Origin of the sequence: Novosphingobium sp. IK01, assembly GCF_033242265.1 — a bacterium.
GTDB classification, from domain to species: Bacteria; Pseudomonadota; Alphaproteobacteria; order Sphingomonadales; family Sphingomonadaceae; genus Novosphingobium; species Novosphingobium pituita.
Window position 1 is genome coordinate 1,049,674 of record NZ_BTFW01000001.1, and the last position, 23,793, is coordinate 1,073,466.

General features: G+C 68.4%; 24 protein-coding genes. 11 read left to right on the top strand and 13 right to left on the bottom strand.

Translation table 11 applies throughout. The features are described from left to right. Positions 1–4 precede the first annotated feature (4 nt). Positions 5–1,345 carry a sigma-54-dependent transcriptional regulator gene (locus tag SBI20_RS05000; RefSeq protein ID WP_317974015.1) on the top strand — a complete coding sequence of 447 codons (1,341 nt, stop codon included), beginning with the start codon at positions 5–7 and terminating at the stop codon, positions 1,343–1,345. 15 nt (positions 1,346–1,360) lie between these two features. On the opposite strand, the gene SBI20_RS05005 is transcribed toward SBI20_RS05000, so the two are convergent. Further along, entirely contained in the window at positions 1,361–2,851 is a 1,491-nt protein-coding gene (locus tag SBI20_RS05005; protein WP_317974016.1) for an alginate export family protein, read from the bottom strand. Between the two features lie 67 nt (positions 2,852–2,918). Continuing rightward, entirely contained in the window at positions 2,919–4,244 is a 1,326-nt protein-coding gene (locus tag SBI20_RS05010) for a dicarboxylate/amino acid:cation symporter (protein WP_317974017.1), read from the bottom strand. A gap of 336 nt (positions 4,245–4,580) precedes the next feature. On the opposite strand from SBI20_RS05010, the gene pqqA reads away from it, so the two are divergent. The 7 genes from pqqA to SBI20_RS05045 all read left to right on the top strand — a co-directional run bounded on the left by pqqA (position 4,581) and on the right by SBI20_RS05045 (position 9,213). Next, positions 4,581–4,676 (top strand): pyrroloquinoline quinone precursor peptide PqqA, encoded by a 96-nt coding sequence (pqqA, locus tag SBI20_RS05015; RefSeq protein ID WP_317974018.1) that lies wholly within the window; start codon positions 4,581–4,583, stop codon positions 4,674–4,676. A gap of 171 nt (positions 4,677–4,847) precedes the next feature. Continuing rightward, positions 4,848–5,750, top strand: coding sequence for a pyrroloquinoline quinone biosynthesis protein PqqB (pqqB, locus tag SBI20_RS05020; protein WP_317974019.1), 903 nt, complete (start codon positions 4,848–4,850; stop codon positions 5,748–5,750). Then, entirely contained in the window at positions 5,747–6,538 is a 792-nt protein-coding gene (gene pqqC, locus SBI20_RS05025; RefSeq protein ID WP_317974020.1) for a pyrroloquinoline-quinone synthase PqqC, read from the top strand. The genes pqqB and pqqC overlap by 4 nt, the downstream gene beginning before the upstream one ends. Beyond that, the gene (gene pqqD / locus SBI20_RS05030) at positions 6,535–6,819 is read left to right on the top strand and encodes a pyrroloquinoline quinone biosynthesis peptide chaperone PqqD (RefSeq protein ID WP_317974021.1); all 285 of its coding nucleotides are present in this window, start codon (positions 6,535–6,537) and stop codon (positions 6,817–6,819) included. Before pqqC ends, pqqD begins: the two co-directional genes overlap by 4 nt. Continuing rightward, positions 6,816–7,898 (top strand): pyrroloquinoline quinone biosynthesis protein PqqE, encoded by a 1,083-nt coding sequence (gene pqqE / locus SBI20_RS05035; RefSeq protein WP_317974022.1) that lies wholly within the window; start codon positions 6,816–6,818, stop codon positions 7,896–7,898. Before pqqD ends, pqqE begins: the two co-directional genes overlap by 4 nt. Before the next feature lie 62 nt (positions 7,899–7,960). Beyond that, positions 7,961–8,926 (top strand): prolyl aminopeptidase, encoded by a 966-nt coding sequence (gene pip / locus SBI20_RS05040; protein WP_317974023.1) that lies wholly within the window; start codon positions 7,961–7,963, stop codon positions 8,924–8,926. Then, positions 8,923–9,213 (top strand): 4a-hydroxytetrahydrobiopterin dehydratase, encoded by a 291-nt coding sequence (locus SBI20_RS05045; protein WP_317974024.1) that lies wholly within the window; start codon positions 8,923–8,925, stop codon positions 9,211–9,213. The genes pip and SBI20_RS05045 overlap by 4 nt, the downstream gene beginning before the upstream one ends. Before the next feature lie 566 nt (positions 9,214–9,779). Here the strand turns inward: SBI20_RS05045 and SBI20_RS05050 are convergent. The 8 genes from SBI20_RS05050 to SBI20_RS05085 form a co-directional block, all read right to left on the bottom strand. Beyond that, positions 9,780–12,140, bottom strand: a complete 2,361-nt coding sequence (locus SBI20_RS05050) for a CHASE2 domain-containing protein (RefSeq protein WP_317974025.1) — start codon at positions 12,138–12,140, stop codon at positions 9,780–9,782. Continuing rightward, on the bottom strand, positions 12,137–13,516 hold the full coding sequence (locus SBI20_RS05055; protein ID WP_317974026.1) for a FecR family protein: 1,380 nt from the start codon (positions 13,514–13,516) through the stop codon (positions 12,137–12,139). Before SBI20_RS05055 ends, SBI20_RS05050 begins: the two co-directional genes overlap by 4 nt. A gap of 49 nt (positions 13,517–13,565) precedes the next feature. Continuing rightward, positions 13,566–14,252: a response regulator transcription factor gene (locus SBI20_RS05060; protein WP_317974027.1), complete on the bottom strand. Its 687-nt coding sequence runs from the start codon at positions 14,250–14,252 to the stop codon at positions 13,566–13,568. A 126-nt stretch (positions 14,253–14,378) separates the two neighbouring features. Beyond that, positions 14,379–15,248, bottom strand: a complete 870-nt coding sequence (locus SBI20_RS05065) for a copper resistance protein B (RefSeq protein ID WP_317974028.1) — start codon at positions 15,246–15,248, stop codon at positions 14,379–14,381. Beyond that, positions 15,245–17,065: a copper resistance system multicopper oxidase gene (locus SBI20_RS05070; RefSeq protein WP_317974029.1), complete on the bottom strand. Its 1,821-nt coding sequence runs from the start codon at positions 17,063–17,065 to the stop codon at positions 15,245–15,247. Before SBI20_RS05070 ends, SBI20_RS05065 begins: the two co-directional genes overlap by 4 nt. A gap of 6 nt (positions 17,066–17,071) precedes the next feature. Beyond that, entirely contained in the window at positions 17,072–17,635 is a 564-nt protein-coding gene (locus SBI20_RS05075) for an RNA polymerase sigma factor (RefSeq protein ID WP_317974030.1), read from the bottom strand. A gap of 17 nt (positions 17,636–17,652) precedes the next feature. Continuing rightward, positions 17,653–18,108 (bottom strand): periplasmic heavy metal sensor, encoded by a 456-nt coding sequence (locus tag SBI20_RS05080; RefSeq protein ID WP_411911495.1) that lies wholly within the window; start codon positions 18,106–18,108, stop codon positions 17,653–17,655. Positions 18,109–18,113: 5 nt separating this feature from the next. Beyond that, positions 18,114–18,398, bottom strand: coding sequence for a hypothetical protein (locus tag SBI20_RS05085; RefSeq protein ID WP_317974031.1), 285 nt, complete (start codon positions 18,396–18,398; stop codon positions 18,114–18,116). A gap of 164 nt (positions 18,399–18,562) precedes the next feature. Between SBI20_RS05085 and copC the strand changes: the two genes are divergently transcribed. Next, the gene (gene copC, locus SBI20_RS05090) at positions 18,563–18,958 is read left to right on the top strand and encodes a copper homeostasis periplasmic binding protein CopC (RefSeq protein ID WP_317974032.1); all 396 of its coding nucleotides are present in this window, start codon (positions 18,563–18,565) and stop codon (positions 18,956–18,958) included. Here the strand turns inward: copC and SBI20_RS05095 are convergent. Together SBI20_RS05095 and SBI20_RS05100 are read right to left on the bottom strand one after the other, a co-directional pair. Further along, a complete protein-coding gene (locus tag SBI20_RS05095; RefSeq protein WP_317974033.1) occupies positions 18,945–19,715 on the bottom strand; it encodes an anti-sigma factor family protein in 771 nt (256 codons plus the stop codon). The genes copC and SBI20_RS05095 overlap by 14 nt on opposite strands. Further along, entirely contained in the window at positions 19,712–20,176 is a 465-nt protein-coding gene (locus SBI20_RS05100; protein WP_411911496.1) for an RNA polymerase sigma factor, read from the bottom strand. Before SBI20_RS05100 ends, SBI20_RS05095 begins: the two co-directional genes overlap by 4 nt. Before the next feature lie 161 nt (positions 20,177–20,337). On the opposite strand from SBI20_RS05100, the gene SBI20_RS05105 reads away from it, so the two are divergent. Together SBI20_RS05105 and SBI20_RS05110 are read left to right on the top strand one after the other, a co-directional pair. Then, a complete protein-coding gene (locus tag SBI20_RS05105) occupies positions 20,338–21,636 on the top strand; it encodes a S8 family serine peptidase (protein ID WP_317974035.1) in 1,299 nt (432 codons plus the stop codon). 136 nt (positions 21,637–21,772) lie between these two features. Next, positions 21,773–22,564 (top strand): hypothetical protein, encoded by a 792-nt coding sequence (locus SBI20_RS05110; RefSeq protein WP_317974036.1) that lies wholly within the window; start codon positions 21,773–21,775, stop codon positions 22,562–22,564. A gap of 114 nt (positions 22,565–22,678) precedes the next feature. Here the strand turns inward: SBI20_RS05110 and SBI20_RS05115 are convergent, their stop codons facing one another. Next, positions 22,679–23,695, bottom strand: coding sequence for a class 1 fructose-bisphosphatase (locus tag SBI20_RS05115; RefSeq protein ID WP_317974037.1), 1,017 nt, complete (start codon positions 23,693–23,695; stop codon positions 22,679–22,681). Positions 23,696–23,793: the final 98 nt, after the last annotated feature.

Here is a 23,793-nt window from a genome sequence, read left to right on the forward strand (position 1 = left end):
CACGATGACCCCCGATACCACTTCCCCCGCTCACGCGCTCGCGCTCGTCGAAGATGATGGCGATCTGGCCGCCTCGATGGCGCAATTGCTCACCCTGTCGGGCTATGCCGTCAGCCTGTTCACCACGGCCGATGCCGCGCTCGCCCGGATCGGGCCGGACTGGCCGGGGATCGTGATCAGCGACGTGCGCCTGCCCGGCACGTCGGGGATCGAACTCCTGCGCACGCTGCGCCAGCGCGACCCCGCGCTCCCGGTCATTCTGGTGACCGGCCATGGCGACGTGGCGATGGCGGTCGATGCGCTCAAGGACGGTGCGTGGGATTTCCTGACCAAGCCGTTTGCCCCCGAAAGCCTGCTGGCCGCCGCCGAACGGGCCGCCACCGCGCGCGCGCTGGCGCTCGAAAACCGGCGCCTGCTCGAAGGGAATGCCGGGGCCGGAGCCGGGGGCGAGGCCTCCGCGCTGATCGGCCAGTCTCCGGCGATCCGCCGCTTGCGCGCGATGATCCCGGTCCTTGCGCAGGCCGACATGGACCTGTTCATCGAAGGCGAGACGGGAACCGGCAAGGACCTGTTCGCCCGCCTCGTCCACCGCGCGGGCAAGCGCGCGCGCCATCGCCTGCTCGGGGTGCCTTGCGCGGCCCTGCCCGATCCGTTGCAGGACGCGCTGTTCGCCCCCCATGGCGACGCCAGCGTGACGACCGCGCGGCGCGGCACGCTGCTGCTCGACGATATCGACCTGGCCCCGGCGACCTTGCAGGCCCGGCTCGTCCCGCTGGCCGAGGAGCGCGTGCTGCGCGCGCCATCGCTGCGCGAACCGCTGCCGCTCGAATGCCGGATCGTGGCGACCGGCGGCACCGTGCCGGGCGATCCGGCGCTCAGGATCGCGCCCGCGCTGTTCTACCGGATCGCCGCGCTGCGGCTGGTGATGCCCCCCTTGCGCGAGCGGCGCGAGGACATTCCTGCGCTTTTTGCCCATCTGGCCGATGCTGCCGCCACCCGCATGCGCCGCCCGATGCCGGTGATGACAGGCACCGTGCGCGACCACCTGATACGCCACGACTGGCCCGGCAACGTGCGCGAACTGGCCCATTTCGCCGACCGTTTCGTGCTCGGCCTTGCCGATGCGGCCCCGCAGGGGTTCTCGGGACAACCTGCCCCCGGCTCGGGAGAGACGCTGGGCGAGCGCGTCGACGCCTTCGAGCGCGAGACCATCGTGGCCGCGATCAGGGCCTCGGGCGGCGAGATCGGGGTGGCGATCCGCGCGCTCGGCCTGCCGCGCAAGACGTTCTACTACAAGGTGCACAAGCACGGGATCGACCTGACGAGCCTGCGGCAGGAAGGCTGATCCCCTACTTCCCGTTCAGAACCGCAGGCTGGCCCAGCCCGACATGTAGTCCGAACTCTTGTACCCCGCCATGGTCAGCGCCGGGCCCGCCGCCAGATGCTCGTAGCGCCCGGTCAGGGTAACCCGCGGCGAGACCTGCCAGACGATCTGCCCGCGCGTCGAATTGGCGATCCGCCGCGCGTGAAAATTCCCGGTTCCGGCAAAAGGCTGGCCATTGGCGCGATAGACCGCGTCGGTCACGTTGTCGCGCCATGCCAGCTGGTATTCGGCATTCACCCGGACATGGCGGGCCGGCGAAAACGCGAACGTGGGCGCCAGCGCGACGAGGTTGGTCGGCGTCAGGTAAAGCTGGTAGCTGAAATAGACGTTGTTGCCGAAAGGCGAGAACGCATCGCGCAGCTTGCCCTGGCCATAGCCGCCCCCGCCGCTGGCATAGTCGGCCTGCAAGCCGATGGCCGGCGCGTCCTTGCTGTGCCCCAGACGCACCGACTGCGCGAGGAACACCTGCCAGGCATCGATCCCCTGGTCCATGTAGTGGCCCCACTGGTGATTGGCCGACCAGTCGAGCGTGACGCGCCCAACATCGCCGCGCAGCGCAAACCCGCCATAAAAGCGCGTGGCCGGACCGATCCGCCCGCCCCAGGTGCCCACCAGATTGCGGCGGCGCCAGAAGAACCCGTCGAGAGTGAGCTTCGAGCCCCCCAGAAAGCCCGAAGGCAGGACATTGCCCACGGTGACCCCCGAAAACCGGCGCTGGGGATCGCTCACGTCGTCGCCCGTGCCCTCGGAGCCCACCGCCGTCGGCTTGAAATCGAACACGTCGACCCGGTGCGTGGCCCCGCGCGCCCAGGCCCGCCAGCCATTGAGCGTGTAGTGGATGGTGTTGTTGTCGCGCTGGGAAACCAGCAGGTTGGGCCCGTCGGTGAATTCCTGTCGGCCATAGCGCACGCCCACGTCGAGGCCCGCGATCCGGTCGCTCGCCTCGGCAAAGGATTGCAGCACGATCATCTTGTTGCGCCAGTAGCCCGAGGGCGCGCCCAGTTCGACCCCGCCCAGCCCGGCATGACCCAGTTCGCCATAGAAGCGGAAATGCGAGCCCACATGAAGGTCCGCGCCCCCCATCAGGCGGTCGATGTCCTGCCGCTGGGCGCGCGCATCGCGCAAGTTGGGGTTGGTGGTGTGGTTGACGCGCAGGCGCAATTCGCCCGAGAACGTCACGTAGATCTGGCCATCGGCGGTGATCGGCAGGGCCTTGAGCCGGTCGAGCGGATCGTCGCGCCGTGCAGGATCGCGCATCGCGCTCCAGTCTTCGGCCCAGCGCGACAGCGCATAGCCATTGACCGCGCCCGCCTCGCCATTGGAAGCAACGGGGTAATGTGCCGGGGCGCTGTTTTGCGCCGCCCCGGCCTCTGCAGCCAGGGCCGGGGCGGCTTGTGCCGCCAGCAGGCCGCTCAAAAGGGTGCGCGACAGCGGTGCTGCCCGCAGGTGCGAGGGATTGGCACGCATGGATTTCCTCTCCGGGTCGGCGCCTTTGGCGCCTGATCTGGTAATGTCGTAAGTGTTGTGTCCGGGCTCAGGCGGCCTGGGTGGCAGGCTCGCCCCGGTTGGCAAGGGCCGCGTCGAGCGCACCGCGATCAAGCGTGCCTTCCCAGCGCGAAACCACCACGGTCGCCACCGCATTGCCGATGAAATTGGTCAGGCTGCGGCATTCGGACATGAAGCGGTCGACCCCCAGGATCAGCGCCATGCCCGCCACCGGAACGGTGGGCACGATCGAAAGCGTGGCCGCCAGCGTGATGAAGCCCGCGCCGGTGACACCCGCCGCCCCCTTGGACGAGAGCATGGCAACGCCCAGCAGCATGGCCTGCTGCCCGAACGTGAGGTGCACGTTGCAGGCCTGGGCGATGAACAGCGAGGCCAGCGTCATGTAGATATTGGTGCCATCGAGGTTGAAGCTGTAGCCGGTGGGCACGACCAGCCCGACCACGCTCTTGGGGCAGCCGGCGCGCTCCATCTTCTCGATCAGCGCGGGCAGCGCGCTTTCCGACGAAGACGTGCCCAGCACCATCAGCAGTTCGGTCTTGAGATAGGCGATCAGGCGCAGGATCGAAAACCCGCACAGGCGCGCCACCACGCCCAGCACGACCACCACGAACAGCGCCGAGGTCAGGTAGAACGTCGCCACCAGTTGCGCCAGATTGACCAGGCTGCCCAGCCCGTACTTGCCCACGGTGAAGGCCATGGCCCCGAAGGCGCCGATGGGGGCGACCTTCATGACGATGGCCACGAGGCGGAAGAAGACCACGGCGATGTCGTCGACGACATCCAGCACGCGCGCGCCCCGCATACCCGTGGTCGAAAGCGCAACCCCGAACAGGATCGCCACGACCAGCACCTGAAGCACGTTGGCCTGGGTGAACGCGGACAGGAACGTGTCGGGGATCATCGCGGTGAGGAAACCGGTGATGGTCGTCTCGTGGGCCTTGGCGGCATATTCGGCGACCTTGGCGGTATCGAGCGAGGCCGGATCGATGTTGAGCCCGGCACCGGGACGCACGACATTGGCCACGATCAGCCCGACGATCAGCGCAAGGGTGGAGAAGAAAAGGAAATAGGCAAAGGCCTTGGCCGCCACGCGGCCCACCGAGGCCAGATCGCGCATCCCGGCGATCCCGCTCACGATGGTCAGGAAGATGACCGGCGCGATGACCATCTTGACCAGCTTGACGAAAGCATCGCCCAGCGGCTTGAGCGCCTCGCCCGTGGCGGGCGCGAAATGGCCGATCAGGACACCGGCGGCAATGGCGATGAGCACCTGGACATAGAGGTGTCCGTACCAGCGGGTCGGACGGACGGCACGCGGCTCGAAATCGTCGGGGTGCGTGGGTACCTGAAGCATGGTCTTTGCCTTTGATCCTCTCTTGGTCCGACCCACCCCATGCGGGGCATTGTGCGGAACCTTGCCCTATCAATGCCGCCAAAGGCACCGCGTGCAAAGCGCTTCGGAAAACATCAAGAAAGTAATTATGATTCAATATAATAAATGAAATTATTAGCAATTTTACGGGCAGCAATCGACACAGCGGCGCAAGGTCTTGTGCCAAAATATGCACATTACCGAAGGTCTCTCGTTCTTTGGGCCAAAGACGGCGGAAAGGCGGCGGAAATGGCTTGCCATCAAAGCCCGCCCGGGCATAGGACAGGCCTTGGTCGCACAGGCGGCCGGCAACAAAAGATGGAACAGATCATGGCCTGGAACACCCCCAAGATCGTCGAAGTCGCTCTGGGCGCCGAAATCAACTGCTACGCTTGCGCAGTGATCAAGGCCTGAGCAGCCATACAGACCTGCATGTCCGCGCGCGCTTGCGTGAACAGGACATGCAGGTCCGCTCGGTTCAGCCCAGGCCGCCGCGCCTGACGGCCCGCTGACCACAGGGTGAGCCCGTCACAGGCTGGCGACTTGCGCTGAACCGAGCCCCCTTTCTGGCTGGAGACCAAACCTTTGTACGCCATTGTCCTGGGGGCTGCCGCAGGCGGCGGCTTTCCCCAGTGGAATTCGAACGCGCCGGGCTGCAACCGCGCGCGCAGCGGTGATCCGGCCGCCCCGGCCCGCACCCAGGCCAGCCTCGCGGTCAGCGGCAACGGGAAGGACTGGTACCTTCTCAATGCCTCGCCCGACTTGCGCGAGCAGCTCAATGCCACGCCCGAGCTTCATCCCAAGACCGGCCTGCGCTCGACCCCGATCCGGGGCGTGATCCTGACCGGCGGCGATGTCGACGCGATTGCCGGGCTGCTGACCCTGCGCGAGCGCGAGCCCTTCACCATTCACGCCACGGCGCGCATCCTGGGTATTCTCGATGCCAATCCGGTGTTCGAGGTGCTCGCCCGCGATTGTGTCGAGCGGCGCCCGCTCACGCTGGGAACCCCGGTCGAACTGGCCGGGGGGCTGACCCTCGAACTTTTCGCCGTACCCGGCAAAGTGCCGCTCTACATGGAACAGGGCAGCGGCATGCAGCCCCTCGTCGCCGACGAGACGACCGTGGCCGCGATGCTCACCGACGGCACCCGCCGCCTGTTCTACATCCCCGGCTGCGCGGCAATGACCGACGACCTGCTCGCCCGGATCGAGGGCGCCGATGTCCTTCTGTTCGACGGCACCTTGTGGGCCGACGACGAGATGGTCCGCGCAGGCGTGGGCGCCAAGACCGGCCAGCGCATGGGCCACATGAGCATGTCGGGCCCGCAAGGGGCCATCGCGACGCTGGCGGGCGCGACCATCGGCCAGCGCTGCTTCATCCACATCAACAACACCAACCCGGTGCTTCTGGCCGACAGCCCCGAGCGCGCGCAGGCAGAACAGGCGGGCTGGACCATCTGCCATGATGGCATGAGGATAACCCTATGACTGCTGCTCCTGCTGTTCCGGCCCTGCTCTCGCCCGAAGACCTCGAAGCGGCGCTGCGCGCCATCGGGGCCGCGCGCTATCACATCCACCACCCGTTCCACCGCCTGCTGCACGACGGCAAACTGACGCGCGGGCAGGTTCAGGCCTGGGCGCTCAACCGCTACTGGTATCAGGCCGCCATTCCCATCAAGGACAGCATCCTGATGGCCCGCTTCGAGAGCGGCGAGCTGCGCCGCGAATGGCGCCGCCGGATCGAGGACCACGATGGCCGCGTCCACCCCGACGGCAGCACCGACACCGGCGGGATCGAACGCTGGATCAAGCTGGCCGAAGGCGTGGGTCTGTCGCGCGAGATGGTCGTGGCCGCCGACCAGATCCTGCCCGAGACACGCTTTGCGGTCGATGCCTATGTCCACTTCGTGCGCGATCGCTCGCTGCTCGAAGCCGTCGCCTCATCGCTGACCGAGCTGTTCTCGCCCAAGATCATCGCCGAGCGCGTCTCGGGCATGCTCGCCAACTATGACTGGATCGGCCCGGACACGCTGGCCTATTTCACCCCGCGCCTGACGCAGGCCCCGCAGGACAGCGATTTCGCCCTCGCCTATGTCAAGCAGCACGCCGACACCGTGGAGAAGCAGCAGGCCGTGCTCGCCGCGCTGCGCTTCAAGTGCGACGTGCTGTGGAGCCAGCTCGACGGGCTCTACTATGCCTATGTCGCCCCCGGTTTCGTGCCGCCCGGCTGCTTCGTGCCCGAAGACACGCGCACGAGCGAACAGGCCTCCGCATGAGCGAAAACGCCCCCGCAGAAGATGCCGTCCCCCGCTTCCGCCGGGGCGTGAAGCTGCGCTTTGACGAGGCGCGCGGGCACTGGGTTCTGCTGGCGCCGGAAAAGGCCTTCGTGCCCGATCCCATCGCCGCCGAGATCCTCCAACTGATCGACGGCCAGCGCTCGATTGCGCAGATGGCCGAAAATCTGGCCAGCCGCTTCGACGCCCCGCTGGCGACCGTTCAAGCCGACACCACGACGATCCTGTCCGATCTGGCCGCGCGCGGGGCGCTCGAACTGTGAGCGCGCCTCTCGCGCCCCCGATGGGCCTGATCGCCGAGCTGACCCACCGCTGCCCGCTGCAATGCGCCTATTGCGCCAACCCGGTCGAGATGGTCCGCCCCGCGCAGGAGCTGACCACACAGGAATGGTTCGACGTGATCGACCAGGCCGCCAAGATCGGCGTGCTCCAGCTTCACCTGACCGGGGGCGAGCCGATGGCCCGGCGCGATCTGGTCGAGATCGTCGCGCGCGCGGCCCAGCGCGGGCTCTATACCAACCTGATCACCTCGGGCGTGTTGCTCGACGACAAGGCCATGGCCGCCCTGCTCGAAGCCGGGATCGACCATATCCAGCTCTCGTTCCAGGAAGCCGAGCCGGTCATGGGCGACCATTTCGGCGGCTATCGCGGGGGCCACGCCAAAAAGCTCGAAGCCGCGCGGCGCATCCGCGAGGCGGGGCTTTCGCTCACCACCAATTTCGTGCTCCACCGCCAGAACATCGCCAGCCTGCCCGCCATGCTCGCGCTGGGCGAGGAACTGGGCTCCGACCGCATCGAGATCGCCCATACCCAATATTATGGCTGGGCCTTGCGCAACCGCGACGCACTGCTGCCCACGCGCGAGGAGCTCGAAACAGCAACCGCCCTTGTCGAGGCCGCCCGCGCGCGGCTGGGCTCGCGCATCGCCATCGATTACGTGGTGCCCGATTATCATGCCAGCCAGCCCAAGGCCTGCATGGGCGGCTGGGGCAACCGCTTTTTGCATCTTCTGCCTTCGGGCGAAGTCCTGCCGTGCCATGCCGCGCAGACCATTCCGGGCCTGCGCTTTGCCTCGGTGCGCGAGGTCAGCCTGGCCGAAATCTGGCGCGCCGATCCGGCCTTCAACCGCTTTCGCGGCACCGACTGGATGCCCGCGCCCTGTCGCTCGTGCGACCAGCGCGAGATCGACTGGGGCGGCTGCCGCTGTCAGGCCCTGCTGCTGGCCGGAGACGCGGCGGCGACCGACCCGGTCTGCGCCCGCGCGCCCGATCACGGGGTGATCGAAACGATCCTCGCCGCCCGGCCCGAAGAGCCCCCCGCGCTGATCCCGCGCCGTCTTTGACGAAGGAGGTGGTTGGCCGAGCACCTTGACACGGCCAACCAGTGCCGCACAGGCTTGGCGCGATGACTGACTTGCGCACGCTCTATCCGCCCATCGAACCTTATGCCACCGGCACGCTTGCCGTGGGCGATGGCCATGTGATCGCCTATGAACGCTGCGGCACGCCCGGCGGCATTCCGGCGGTCTTTCTCCATGGCGGGCCGGGCGGCGGCATTTCGCCGCGCCATCGCCAGATGTTCGATCCCGCCCGCTACGACGTGCTGCTGTTCGACCAGCGCGGCTGCGGCAAGTCGACGCCCTATGCCGGGCTGGAAGCCAATACGACATGGCACCTGGTCGCCGACATGGAAGCCTTGCGCGAAATGGCCGGGTTCGAGCGCTGGCTGGTCTGTGGCGGCTCGTGGGGATCGACCCTCGCGCTCGCCTATGCCCAGAGCCACCCGGAACGGGTGCGCGCGATGGTCCTGCGCGGCATTTTCACCGCCACGCGCGCCGAAGTGGACTGGTATTACCAGCACGGCGCCAGCGAGGTCTTCCCCGATTACTGGGAGGATTTCATCGCCCCGATCCCGCCTGAAGAACGCGGCGACTTGCGCGGCGCCTATCGCCGCCGCCTGACCGGCGAGGACGAAGCCGAGCGCCTGACCGCCGCCCAGGCCTGGTCCCTGTGGGAGGGGCGCACGTCCAACCTGCTGCCCCAGCCGCTCGACAAAACCGGCTTTGCCGATGCCCATTTCGCGCTCGCCTTCGCGCGGATCGAGAACCACTTCTTCACCCACGATTCCTGGCTGGAGCCCGACCAGTTGCTGCGCAACTGCGACCGGATCGCCGCCATTCCGGGCACGATCGTTCAGGGGCGCTACGACATGGTCTGCCCGGCCCGCACCGCCTTTGCCCTTGCCAAGGCCTGGCCGCGCGCCGATTTCCGCCTGATCCCCGATGCCGGGCATTCCTGGCTCGAACCGGGCACGCTCGACGCGCTGGTCCGCGCGCTCGATGGCCATGCTGCTTGCGGAGACCTGTCATGATCGTGACCCTGAGCGATGCCGAAATCGGCGAGGCCCTCGCCACCCTGCCCGAATGGACCCACGATCTGGAGCGCCGCGCGCTGCACCGGCGCGTGGCCCTGGCCGATTTTCCCGCCGCCATGGCCTTCATGATGCGCGTGGCCTTTGCCGCGCAGGCCATGAACCATCACCCGGAATGGACCAATGTCTACAACCGGATCGACATCTGGCTGACCACGCACGACGCCGGGGGAATCACCGCCTACGACGTGTCGCTCGCGCAAAGAATAGACGGCCTGCTGGCCTGATCCCGCCCCGATCCCGACCTTGACGCCAGACAGTTCCTTGCGCGAAATTCCTCCGGAATTGACATTCCTTTACACACGCTTTCCCACGCGATGTGCCATGGCTCGGCCCGGTTCAACGCGTGGGTTTTGGCCTTTGTTCACCAAGTCCGGTTCGTCTGCGAGTGTATCTGTCTGGCAATTGCCCGAAAGGGAATCTTGCGGACAGAAGACGCGGCGGGTCAATCTGGGCTGGATACTGGCCTGCAACAGCGGGCTTTGGGGCACGATGGTCGGTTTCGCCATCGGCCTGAACTGGCTGATCACCCGCAGTTGAGCGGGCGAACGGAATTGGGCGCGCCGGGCCAGAGGGTTCGCGCCGCATGACGAGACAAGCATCCGTGGGTCCAGGCGCTTTAACCCCGCGCCCGGACTGGCGAACCGGCAGGGCTCCATCCACGTCTTCCTGACGGGATCGCCGCACCGGATGCTGGACATGCCAGAGCATCGGCGGCCTTTCCGCGCGGCGCTCTGGCATTTCCTTTTTGGGCCATTTCCTTTTTGAGCCAGTACCTTTCAGGGCAAGATCATCAGCGGAAAGCCAGCAGCGGCAGGCTCAATTCAAAGGCCGTGCCCTGTCCGGGGGTGCTACGGCAGGCAATCGTGCCATGGTGGCGCACCATGACCGTGTGAACGAAGCTCAGGCCCAGCCCCGCCCCGCCCGTCTTGGGCCCCAGCCCGACCGGGCCACGATGGAACCGCTCGAACATCCGCGCGCGCAAGTCCTCGTCCATGCCCACGCCCTCGTCCGCGATGATCACCCGGCCCCAGATGCTGCCATCGACATGGGTGTCGCGCGTGAGCGTGCAGGTGATCGTGGTGTTTTCCGGACTGTACTTGATCGCATTGCCGATCACATTGGCCAGCGCGCGGGTAAGCAGCGACCGCTCGCCCAGCACCACCATCGGCTCATCCCCCGCCATATCTCCGGCGGTGACGATCTGGATCGCCTTGGCGCGCGATTGCGGCCAGAGGTCGTCGATGGCATCGATCAGCATGTCCGGCAGGCCGATCTCCTCCAGCCGGTAGTCGAGGTTTTCGGCACGGGCGAGCTGGACGAAGCCATCAGCCAGCCGCAAGGTGCGCTCGGCATAGAGCCGGATCGCCTCGCGTTCGAGCGGATGGATATGGTCGCTCGCCGCCGTTTCCAGCACCGCCAGGATCGAGGCCTGGGGCGAGCGCATGTCGTGGGTGAGCAATTGCACGACATCGTCACGCTGGCGCTGGACGGCCTTGGCCTCGCTGATGTCGACCAGACGGATCACCCAGCCCGCATGCGCGCCCTCTGCCGATGTCTGCCCGGCCATGCCCAGCAGGAAGAAATGCGCCTGATCGCGCTGGACTTCCAGCGTATGGGGCCCCGGCCCCTCGGGCGGAAACGCAATCGCCTCGCCACTGCCGCTGCGCCGGAAACAGGACAGCAGCGCCTGCACATCGGGAAGGGCATCAACGGGCAGCATCGGCCCGGTATCGAGGTTGATGCCCATGCCCGCAAACAGCCGCTGGGCCGCCGCATTGGCCATGACTATTCCGCCATCGAGCCCGGCCACCAGCGTCGGATCGGGCAACTGGTCGAGCCGGTCGGCCACGAAATGGCGCATCTCGCGATTGCGCGCGATGGCCGCCTGCATCAGCGCGAGCGTGCCGCCCACCCCGCGCGAACGGGCCGCGTCATCCCGCGCGGCGCGCGGCAGCAAGGCAGGCTCGGCATCGAGCCGCTGCAATTCGCCGCGCAGGAACTGTTCGGTCACCGCCAACTGGCGCCACCCCCACAGCGGATAGGCGACCGCCAGCCCGGCCAGCGCCGCGCCGGGCGGCAACCACACATGGCAGACCATCAGCCCGAGCGCGCTGATCACCAGCACCAGCCCCACCGCCAGCGTGAAGACCGCCAGAGCCGGAAAGGGCCGCCATGGCCCGAGTGCGCCCATCAGGAGCCAGAGCGGCACCAGCGCCAGGGCCAGACTGGCTACCAGCCCGGCCTGACTGATCATGTGTCCGCTCACCAGCGCCTGATAGAGCCCCGCCTCGATTTCGAGACCGGACACGACCGGCCCGCCGGGAACCGGATAGCGACTGGCAAGGCCCGTCGCCGTGGCCCCGACCAGAACCACGCGCCCGCGCAGCAATTCGGGGGGCACCTCGCCCGCCAGAACGGCAGCGGCAGACACTGCGGGGTGATCAGCCCCCCCCTGCGCGAGCGGAATGCGCCGGGCGCCGGGCCTGTCAGTCCGGGCGCGCACATCGGCATTGCCCTGCGAACGGGCAAGCAGCGCCATGAGGTGGCGATCGGGCGCCTCCCCTGCCGAAACCGCGGCGCCTGCCCCCTGTCGCGGCAGGAGGATCGTTGCCGAACGGACGACGCCATCGGCATCGGGCTCGACCGTGGCATAGCCCACACCCGCCGCTGCCGCGCGCAAGGGCGTGATCGGCATGGCCCCGGCCCCATCGCCCGAAGCGCGCAACATCGGCAGGAACACCGGCGTCCCCCCGGCACTCGCCCTGCCGAGCGCGGCCGCAAGGCGCGCGTCGTCATCCGGGTCGCCCGGCTCGGTGAACAGGACATCATAGGCAATCGCGCGGGCACCGGCCTGTTGCAGGCGCTCGATCAGGGCGGCATGGACCGACCGGCTCCACGGCCAGCGCCCCAGCCGCTCGATGCTCTCGTCGTCAAGGCCGACCAGCATCGGGGACGAGGGCGAGGATGAGGAAGACGCAGCAGAACGGCCCGGCGACAGCCCCGCCGGGGTGATCTGGAGCAGATGATCATAGACCGCATTGTCGAGCCGCAGCAAAGTGCGGTCGACCGTCAGGACGATCACCAGCAGGCTCGCCAAAAGCGCAATCGCCCACCACTGGCTCCGCAGACGCACGGAGGGGCCGAACCTCACCAGCCGCCGCCCTTGATCCTCAGTTCTTCATAGGCCGACCAGGCCCCCCCTGCCTGACTTGCCTGACCTGCCTGACCTGCCTGACCTGCCTGACCTGCCCGCTCGACCATCACCCGCCAGCGATAGCGGCCCGAAGGCAGCGCATAGCCTTCGACCATCGGGATCGTCAGCCCGTCGCGGTCGAGCAGCGGGCGGCCCTCCTTGCCCTTGCGGACAAGCTGGAACCGATAGCGCACCCCGCGCGGATCATCGACCTGCCAGCGAAAGCGGGTATGCTGCACGGAAGGCCCCGCCGTGGTCGGGGCCCAGTCGGTTTCGGTCCACAGGCGCAGGCCGATGCGGTCGCGCGAAAAACCCTGCACCGCCGGTCGCCCTTCGAGGCCATTGCCGTCGATGGCGGTGACCCGCGCGAAATAGGCGCCGTTGGGCTGGGGGCCAAGGTCCGCCTCGCTCTGGCTGGTCACCGTCTCGTCGAGCACCCTGACGAAGGCCTCATCGGCGGCAATCTGGACGTGATAGGCCCGTGCGCCCGCCATCGGCGCCCAGGCGAAATGAAGCCCCTGCCCGTCCTGAACCGCGCCCGCATCGCGCCAGCCGGGCGGATCGAGCAGTTCGACCGGATGGTCGAGCCGACTGGTCGAGCCATACCCGGCAGGCAGGCTCTGCCCGGCATGATCCTCGACATCGAAGCCGACCTTGCCTTCGAGCACCTCGCTCGTCGCCAGCCCGTCCGACTTGTCGTAGGCCATGCGGAACCGGGTGCCGCGCACCGACGTAACCGCGCCGGGAGTGGCGAACTGGAACGTGCTGCGCGGATCGGTCATCGGGGTGACATGCGCGGTGGCATGGCCATATTCGATGGAAAACAGCCGCTCGACATGGGTATCGAGCACGACCCGGCGCATGCGCTGGACCCGCACGGCCGATTGCGAGGGCAAGGCGATGCTCGTCGCATCGGGCAGGACCAGCGTGACGAACGACTTGTCGCCGGTGGTCACCAGCATGCCTTCGTCGACCACGGCGCCGACCCCAGCGGGCCGCCCATCGATGGTGACCGTGCCCCGGCTGCTCTGGACGATGGCGCGCACGGGTTCGTGGCGCAGCAATTCGCGCGGGAACAGCAGGGTCATGCCCACCGGCAGGCGCAACGGATCGGCGACGTGATTGAGCTTCTGGACCACGCGATAATCGTCGGCCCGGATCAGATAGCGCGATGCGAGGCGGAAAAGATTGTCACCGGGCCGGACGGTATAGGGCACGAGCGCGGGTGTGGACGCGGACGCCTGTGCGCCAGGGCCCGGCACCGAGGCCGCCACCGGCACCCCGACCGGAGCAGCTTGCACCACCCCGGCCACCCCCACCCCGCACAGCAGCATGGCTGGCGCAAGGCCGGAACAAAGCCGGGGCCGGAGCCCTTGGCGGCGTTCAGGAATCGAGTGCTTCAAGACGATAGCCATAGGCATAGATCGGGACCAGCTTGAACCCGTTTTCGGGCCGCAGGTTGAGCTTGGTGCGGATGTTGGAAATATGCGCATCAAGCGTGCGGCTCGGCAAGTCGGGATTGCGGCCCCACAGTGCCTCGAAAATATAGGCCCGCGCCAGCGCGCGATGCAGGTTGCGGAACAACAGCAGCGCCAGCGCGAATTCCTTGGCCGTCACCGACACCGGCTTGCCCGCCAGTTCGACCGTCTCGGCGCGGGTGTCGAAGCGATAGGGGCCATAGGTTTCGAGGCCGGGCGCAGCCGAAGGATAGGCGCGGCGGCCCAGCGCATCGACGCGCGCCTTGAGCACGGCGGGCGCGACCGGCTTGATCACATAGTCGTCGGCCCCGCCCTGAAGGCCGGCCACGATGTCCTCCTCGGCCGAACGGCTGGTGAGCATGAGCGCAGGGGGCGCAAGATCGAGGTTCGCCTTGATCCAGGCGATCACCTCCAGCCCCGAAAGCCCCGGCACGTTCCAGTCGAGGATGAGGAGATCATACGTCGTGCGATGGAGCGCACGGGTCATCAGCTGGCCATCGCCATAGACGTCGCAGGTGTGGCCCGCCTCGGCCAAAGTCATCTCGACGAGGCTGGCGAGTGCCACGTCGTCTTCCAGTATCGCTATGCGCACGATTGCCCTTCAACGCCGCCCATTGCGGCTATTTTCACCCCTTACCAAGGCGCGTGCCGATTACGAGCGTTTGGCCGCGCGCTTTGCAATGTTTTACGTCCCGCTTCGACACGCCCGGAACCACGTTCAGAACCACAGGCGGATGCCCGCCAGCGCCCGCAGGGCGGTCGGATCATCGCCCGAGGCGCGCATCAGCCGGGCCGAGCGGCCCCCGCGGGTTTCCCAGTTCACCCCGACATAGGGCGCAAACTCGCGGGCGATCTCGTAGCGCAGACGCAGGCCCAGTTCGGCCCGGCCCAGCCCGGCCCCGGTGCGCAGTTCGGGCATGTCCTGTGCTGAAAAATCCAGTTCGGCGCGGGGCTGGAGGATCAGGCGCTGGGTGATCCGCTGGTCATAGCTGCCTTCCAGCCGCGCGGTCACCTCGCCCTTGTTCGAGATGAACAGCGAGCCCTCGACATCGAACCAGTAGGGCGTGATCCCCTCGATGGTCAGCGCGGCATGGGTGCGATGGGGGCCCCACCCCAGATCCTGACGCACACCGGCCCGCACGTTGAACCAGGGATCGAGCGCGTGGAGCCAGCCGACCTGAATTTCGGCCCGCTCGGCCTTCTCGCCTGCGAGGCCCTCGCCCTCGGATTCGATGGCGAGGCGGTTCACGTCGCCGCCCCACCAGCCCTTGACGTTCCAGGCATAGCCCTGCGGGTTTTTGCCGGTTCCGGGGCGCCATTCGGCCTGATCGATCAGCAGCATCGAGAACGGCATGCCGCCCGCATCGTGGATCGTGGCCTTGCGCGCGCGGGCCATGATCGCCGGATCGAAAATGGCATCGGCAGCGTGATCGGCGGGGATCGGCGGGGGAGAGGCTTCCTCGTCCGGCGAGGAAACCGGCGCGGCGTGATCATGCATAGTGCCCGGCATATCGGCCATTTGGGCCAGGGCCGGGCCTGCCGTGCCGGCCATGGTGACCAGCACTGCTGCGAAAAGACGCATGCTCATGCCGCGTTCTCCCCGGCGCGCACGGTCACCACGCGGAACATGCCGGTGTGCATGTGCAGCAGGACGTGACAGTGAAAGGCCCAGTCACCCAGCGCGCTGGCGGTCAGATCGAAACGGACCTTGCCGCCGGGCAGGACATTGACCGTGTGCTTGCGCGGCGCCTTGTCGCCCGCCCCGTTGACCAGTTCGAAGAAATGGCCGTGGAGGTGGATCGGGTGGGGCATCATCGTGTCGTTGATCAGCGTCACGCGCACGCGCTCGCCATGGCGGAACGAGATCGGATCGGGGTTCTCGCTCAGCTTTGCGCCGTCGAAGCCCCACATGTAGCGTTCCATGTTGGCGGTCAGGTGAAGGTCGAGGTGGCGCGTGGGCGCGCGGCGGTCTTCCGAGGGGACCAGCGCCCTGAGGTCAGCATAAGTCAACACGCGGTGATCGACCTGTTCGAGCCCGGTCGGACGATCGGCCAGACGGTCGATGGGCGCAGGCGCGATGGTTGCCACGCCCGGCCCCATGCGGATCGCGGGGGCCGCCAGCGACTTGTCGCGCATTTTCATGGTCATCGCGCCATGATGCGCGTGCCCGGAAGGCGGGGCATCTGATGGAGCCGAAAGGTCGAGCGTGCCGCCCTCCATGCCCATCCCCCCCATGTCCATCCCGCTCATGTCCATGCCCATATCGCGCATGGTCAGCAGCGGGCGCTTGCGCAGAGGCACCAGCGGCGCGACCATGCCTGCCTGCGGGGCAAGCGTCGCGCGGCACAGGCCCGAGCGGTCGAGCGCCTCGGCGATGATCGCGACCGGCTCGGCTTTCGCCGGGCAGACGATCACGTCATAGGTTTCGGCAATGGCGATCTGGAATTCGTCGGTCTCGACCGGCTCGACATCCTGCCCGTCGGCCTGGATCACCCGCATCGGCAGGCCGGGCAGGCGCACGTTGAAATGGGTCATCGCCGAGGCATTGATGAAACGCAGGCGCACCCGCTCGCCCGGCGTGAACAGCCCGGTCCAGTTCGCGTCCGTGTCGTGCCCGTTGATCAGGAACGTGTAGGCCGAGCCGGTGACATCGGAAATGTCGGTCGGGTCCATGCGCATGCGGCCCCATGCGAGGCGTTCCGACAAAGGCTGGTCGCGCCCGGCCAGCAGCCCGGCGAGCGTCTGCTTCTGGAAATTGTGATAGCCGCCCATCTGCTTGAGCCGCTTGAGCAGGACATGGGGGTGAACCGGGCTCCAGTCCGAGAGCATGATCACATGCTCGCGGTCATAAGGCTGCGGCTCGGGCCCGGCCGGGTCGATCACGATGGGGCCCAGCAGGCCCATGGCCTCCTGCATGCCGCTGTGGCTGTGGTACCAGTATGTCCCGGCCTGCCGGACGGGGAAGCGATAGTCGAAAGTCTGCCCCGGCGCGATGCCCGGAAAGCTGATCCCCGGCACCCCGTCGAACTGGAACGGCACGAGCAGCCCGTGCCAGTGGACCGAGGTATCCTCGCCCAGCGTGTTGCGCACCGACAGGCACACATCCTGCCCCTCGCGCAGGCGGATCAGCGGGCCGGGCATCGTGCCATTGGCGGTGACCGCATGGCCCATCCGCCCGTTGATGCGAACAGGGGTGTGCCCGATGGCCAGCTCGATCCGTTCGCCCGAAAGCACGCCCGGCGCTTGGTTCGAAGGCGCCGCCCCCATCATCGCACCATGGGCGCCGCCTTGCGCCCATGCGGGGAAGGCCCCGCCCAAACTGGCGCCCAGCCCGGCCAGCAGCGTGCGCCGGTCAAGGCGAAGGGGCGACAGGCGCGGTCGGGCTTTGGGGCTTTGTTCAGGCATGTCCGGTCATACGCGCGCGGCGGGGTCATCCCTCACCATCTGCTGCAATTTCTGCCGCGCGCGAGAAAGGCGCGTCTCGACGGCCTTTTCGCTGATGTCCAGAAGCTGGGCGACCTGTGCCTGCGGCATCTCCTCGACCGCGCGCAGCAGGAGGACCGAACGCAGGCCATCGGGCAGGCGGTCGATGGCGCGGCGCACGCGGGCCAGTTCGGCGCGGGCGGCTGCCTCGCTCTCGGGGCCCGGCGCGCTGTCGGCCAGCCCCACGGCCTCGTCGATGGGGCGCGCGCGGAAGAAGAAGCCGCGCACCACGCGGCGGCGGTGCCAGTCGCGGCACTTGTTGAGCGCGATGCGCGCGATCCACGCGCGCAAGGGCCGCTGCGGATCATAACGCCGCAGCGCGAGAAAGGCCGCCACGAACGCCTCCTGCGTCAGGTCGAGCGCGGCGTCGGCATCGTTGACATGAAGGCGGACGAGCCGGTGAACCGCCTCGCGATGGCGCGCGACGAGCTGGCGACAGGCCTCCTGATCGCCCTCCAGCGCGGCCCCGACGAGGTCTGCGTCACTGGTCACCCGCCCGGCAGCCCCGCTCAGCGGGTGGGCGCGGTCAGCGCCTCGACCATCGCGGCATCGAAGCGGGCGGCCTGATCGGCGCGCAACACGGCGCGCATGGCGAACAGATGCTGCAAGGTCTGCTTTTGCAGCAGGCCCATGGCCTGATGCGAGCGGTCGACCGCCCCGGCCACGCGCGGGCCATAGCCATGCTCGGTGCGGATCGCCTCGGCCAGTTGGCGATTGTCGGCGCGCATCGCCGCATCGGTCTGCGCGCGCTGGGCTTCATAGCGGGTTTCGAGCGCCGCGATCCGCGCCTGCTGCCCGGCATCGAGCGCAAGATCGTGGTGGATCAGCGTGTGAAAGCGGCTCTCCATCGGCGGCTCGGGCGCCAGCACCCGGCGCCCCGCCCAGGCCCCGGCAAAGGCCGCACAAAAGCCCAGCATGACCACCAGCAGCAGGAACACGCCCCGCCGCGCGAACAGAGCCCCCATGCCCGTCACCGCCCGCCCATCAGCAAGGCCGAAGGCGCCATCGCCGGAACCCCGCCGAGCGGATCACCCCATTCGCTTGCCGAAGGATGCGCCCAGGGCCCCGTCACCCCGGTCGCCAGCCCCACGCCCAGCGCCAGCACCGCCACGAGGGCCAGGGCCCGGCCCGAAGCCGCCGCCCCGGCCCGGCGTTCGGCCAATCGGGCCAGCACGGCATCGTCGAGCCCGGCCAGTCGCGGCTCGCCCGGAACATCGCGCAGGCGGCCCAGGAGATCGTCCATTTCGTGTGTCATGCCACCTCTCGTGAACCTGTCGTTCCGTGTCCTACGCAGGCCGCCGTGCCATCCCTCGCCCCGCACCGTGCAATTTTTTATGAGGCAAGGCCAAGGGATCGAGCGACGGGCCGCGTAGTTGACGACCATAAGCCTGTTTTCGCGCTTCTGAAGGATTCCTGCCCATGCCCCGGCCATTTGCCAATCTGCTTCTTGCTTCCGGCCTGCTCGCCGCCAGCCCCGCGCTGGCCCCGGCAGCGCTGGCCCATGTCGCGCTGGTCGAGGCCAGCCCTGCCGCGCAGAGCGAAGCGTCCGACGTGCGCCAGCTCTCGCTCGGCTTTTCCGGCCCGCTGGTCGACAGGCTCTCGGGGCTGGACCTCGCGATGACCGGCATGCCCGGCATGGCCCACCACGCGCCGATGAAGGTGACCGGCTTCCAGACCACGCTGGCCAACGAGAGCAAGACCCTGCTGGCCACCCTGCCCCGCGCGCTGCCGGCCGGAACCTATCATGTCGCCTGGCATGTCGTGGGCGCCGATACCCACCGGGTCGAAGGCGGTTTCGACTTCACCGTGAAGTAGGCGGCGGGGCGGCTGTCCAGCCCCGCGCGCGCGCGGCGCGTTCGGCGGCGGGATCGAGCGCCCCGCCCACGGCCATGTCCTGCATCGCGGCCATCAGCTTCGGGTCTGTGCTGCCCGCCTGGCGATAGGCGCCTTCCTGCGCCGTCACGCCGGGGAACCGGCGTTCGAGGCGCCAGCCATGGGCATCGTGGCAGGCAATGCCCGAGGCCTGGCTTCCGGCAAAGCCACGGCAGACCGCGCCCGTTGCATCGGCAAAGCTGAGCAGGACTTGCGGGCCGCTGCCCCCCTGCTCGCCCGACAGGCGGCTGTCGAGCGCCTGCGCCAGTTCGGGGGCGGCATAGTTTGACGCAGGCACTATCGCGGGCCGCCCGATCACCACGGCCAGCGCCACACAAGCGGCCAGCGCGATCCCCGCCCCCACGGCCCAGCGCGGGCGCGCGCGGGCCTTGCTCACGGGCTCCGGGTTCGGGGAGCGTGCCTCGCGTTCGCGGCGGCGCGCGCGGGCGGTCTCGATAGAAACAACGGTTGCCGTTTGCGGCGCAGGCGGGGCCTTGAGCGCGCGCGTCAGGCTTTCGGGCAGCGTCTCTTCGAGGATCGGCGCGAAATGGGCGACAAGCCGCGCGCGCAGGGCGCGGTGGGTGGCGACCTCCTGTGCCAGCGCCGGGTCCTGCGCGAGGGCCTGCTCGACCATCGCGCGCTCGGCGCCGTCGAGCTGGTCATCGGCATAGGCCGCCAGCATCTCGGGCGATATGCTCATGCCGCTTCTCCCAGCAGGGCCAGCAGCGCGTCGCGCCCGCGCACCAGCCGCGAATTGAGGGTGCCGACCGGACAGCCGATGATCCCGGCGGCTTCCTTGTAGGACCACCCCTCGACCATGACCAGCAGGACCGCCTCGCGCTGCTCCTCGGGCAGGCGGGCCATCGCGCGGTCGATGTCCGAGAGCGCCACGCGCGCTTCCTGCCCGCCATCGGCGCCCACGCTCTCGCCAGCTTCCTCGTCCACGAAGGTCTGCCCCCGGCGCGTGGCGGCGCGGGCCTCGTCGATCCACAGATTGCGCATGATCCGGTACATCCAACTGTCCATCCGGGTTCCCTCCTGCCACTGGTCGCGGCTGCGCAAGGCGCGCTCCACCGTCATCTGGCACAAGTCGTCGGCCCTGGCCCCATCGCGGGTGAGGCCATGGGCAAAGCGGCGCAGGCGCGGCAAGAGCGCAAGCAACCCGCTTTCGAAAGCGTCCGGTCCCGCTTGATCTGTCTCACGATGGTCTGGCACGATCCGCAACGAGCCTTTGCCTTCAGGGTGAAAAAACGGGCCATGGATAGAACGGACGGCCTCGTCCGTTTCATCCATAGAAAGTTCAAGCCCGCAGGGAAATGCCCATGCCGCGTCCGTTATCGCCTGCAATCCTTCTTTCGCTCACCCTGCTGGCCGCGATGCCCGCACAGGCGCAGATCGGCGTGCCCGCGCTGCCCGGCGCGCTGCGCCCCGAGTTGCCATCCGGGCCGGGCGATCCGCTCGACACTTTGGGCGAGCGCCTTCAGGATGGCGCCGACGTCCTCGGCCAGACGGCCCGCCGGGGCACGCAGCGCCTGCGAGACAGCCTCGAACAGCAGCGCCGCGCGCGGCTGGACGCCCTCTTGCGCCAGAACAGGGCCCGGCTTGAGCCCGACGCGGACGGCAACCCGGCGCGCAAGGGAGAGATCCTGCTGGTCGCGCCCGATCCGGCCACGCTCGCCAAAGCGGGCACGCTGGGCTTTGCGGTGGCGGGCGAGGAACGGCTCGATGCCCTTGGCCTTGCCGTCACCCGGCTGGCCCTGCCCCCCGGCCTGTCGCTCGCGCGGGCGCAGGCCCTGCTGCGCAAGGCCCTGCCCGATGCGACCCTCGCGCCCGACAACCTCCACTTTGCCGCGACGGCTTCTGCGCCAGCCTCTTCCCCGACAGCTCCGGGCTGGAGCCTGCCTCCGGTGGACGTGGCCGTGGGAGTGATCGACGGCGCCCCCGGCGCGGCGGCTGGCACGCAGGCCATCGCCGGATTTGCCCCCGGAGCCCCCTTTCCCGGCGACCATGGCAGCGCGATGGTCTGGCTTTTGCACCGCGCGGGCGTGCGACGGGTGCTGGTGGCCGATGTGTTCGGCCAGTGGCTTTCGGGCACAGGCCCGGCGGGCGGCGATGCGCTGGCCATCGCGCGCGGGCTCGACTGGCTGATCGGGCGCGGAGTGCGGGTCGTCTCGATCAGTCTGGTCGGCCCTGCCAATGCCCTCGTCGCACAGGCCCTGGGCGCCGCGCGGCAACGCGGGGCGGTGATCGTGGCGGCGGTCGGCAACGACGGCCCCGGCGCGCCGCCTGCCTATCCGGCCTCCTATCCCGGCGTGATCGCCGTCACCGGGGTCGACCGGCGCAACCGCGCGCTGATCGAGGCGGGCCATGCGCTCCATCTCGACTATGCCGCGCCCGGTGCGGACATGCGCGCGATGGATGCGCGCGGGCGCCTCGTGGGGGTGCGCGGCACGTCCTATGCGACGCCGCTCGTCGCCGCGCGGGCCGCCACGGCCATGGCCAGCCGGGGGGCCACGGCATCCATGGTGATCACCGCGCTCGACCGGGAAGCCATCGACCTTCCCCCGCGCGGGGCCGACGCGGCCTTCGGGCGCGGGTTGATCTGCACGATTTGTCGATGAAATTCCAACGACATACATATTTTTCCTGAAAAATCGTCGATGCTGCGGGATTAAAGCCGGAAGGCCAGCCGTTGTCAGGGGCAAGAGGGATGGACGCTCCGGCTCATCCCGCACCACTGACAGAAGGATGGATCCCATGCGCACTTTTGCTTCGGCTTCGCTTCTCGCGCTTTCGGCCCTTACCCTTGCGGCGGCGCCTGCCCATGCCCAGTTGCTGGGGGGTGGCGGCCTTGGTGGGGGCCTTGGTGGAGCCATGGGCGGCATGATGGGCGGTTCGCTCAGCGGCACGCTGGGTGGCGGGCTCGATGGCAATATGCCGCTGGGCTCGACCCTCGACACGGTCCGCACGTCGGGCGAACGCACCAGCCACGCCGCTTCGGCCTCGGGGTCGAGCAGCGGAAGCACCCATGTCAACCGCCGCACCGGGCAGGTCCACGCCGATCGCAGCGCCAATGGCGCGGCCTCCGGCGCGCTGGGCCAGACGCTCGACACGCCCCATGGCGCACTGGCCGCCAGCGGCGCGGGCAACGGTTCGGCGCAAGGCGCGGGCAGCCTCGACATGCAGGCCGTGGGCACCAACCAGCTCGCCGCCGCTGCAAGTCAGGCACGCAGCCGGGTGACCGACACCACCGGCGCGGCGCGGGATCGCCTTGCCACCACCGCGACGAGCGCCCGCGACCGGGCCACGACCACGGCTGGCGCCACGCGCGACCGCCTCGCCACGACGGCTGGCGCGGCCCGTGATCGCGCCACCGGAACCGCGCAGGCCGGACGCGAGCAGATTGCCTCGACCGCAGGCTCGGCCCGCAACCGTGCGGCCTCGGCCACCGGCGCGGCCACGTCGGCCCTGAACGGGGCGACCTCGGCAGCCAGCCTGAGCGGTTCGCTCGCCGCCCAGGGTTCGGCCAGTGGCTCGGCCACGCGCTGACACCCCTGCCGATACCTTCGCGCCAACGAAAAACCCCGCGCATCGCGAAGATGCGCGGGGTTTTTCCGTTTCAGCCGACGGGCCCGATCAGGCTCCAAAATCAGGCCCCAAAAATCAGACCAGCGCGGCTTCCTGCGAGGCAAGCGCGGCAGCAACTTCCGCCGCATCGCCCAGAATCACGCCGACGCGCTGGTGCAGGCCTGTGGGGGCAACTTCCATGATCCGGCCATAGCCGTCGAACGCGGCGCCACCGGCCTGCTCGATCAGCATGCTCATCGGGTTGGCTTCATAGAGCAGGCGCAGGCGCGCCTTGCCCGGCTTGCGGTGATCGGCCGGATAGAGGAAGATCCCGCCACGCTTGAGGATGCGGTGGATGTCGGCCACCATCGAGGCCGTCCAGCGCATGTTGTAAAGGCCCGCATAAGGGCCTTCCTCGGCGCCCAGACGCGCATCGATATAGTCGCAGATCGACGGCGCCCACTGCGCACGGCGGGCCATGTTGATGGCGATCTCGTGGGTGCCGCCCGGAATGCGCATGGGCCCGTCGGTCATCCGCCAGGTGCCCATTTCGCGGTCGAGCGTGAATTCATAGACACCCGTGCCCAGCGTCAGGACCAGCAGCGTCTGCGGACCATAGATGGCATAGCCCGCAGCGACCTGGTTCACGCCGGGCTGAAGGAAGTCGTCCTCGGTCACTTCGCGGCCCGCGCAGCTTTCGGGGGCCTGAAGCACCGAGAAGATCGTGCCGACCGAAAGGTCGACGTCGATGTTGCTCGACCCGTCGATGGGATCGAACAGCATCAGGTATTCGCCCTTGGGGTAGCGGTTGGGAATGAGGTGGATGGTTTCCATCTCCTCGGACGCCATGGCCGCAAGGTGGCCGCCCCATTCGTTGGCGTCGAGCAGGATCTCGTTGGCGATGACATCCAGCTTCTTCTGGACTTCACCCTGGACGTTTTCCGAACCCAGCGCGCCCAGCACATCGCCCAGCGCGCCCTTGGCGATGGCGAACGTGATGGTCTTGCAGGCGCGGGCGACCGTCTCGATCAGGAGGCGCAGCTCGGCGGGACAGGTTCCATCGTCGCGGCGTTGCTGCTCGATGAGGAAGCGGGTCAACGTGATCGGTTGCATCTGGGCCTTTCCTGACGGGCACGACACCCGGAAGATGGGAACGTAAAACGCGGGGTTGCGCCGGTACAAAAGACATCCGCCTTTCGCAAGTAACCGGC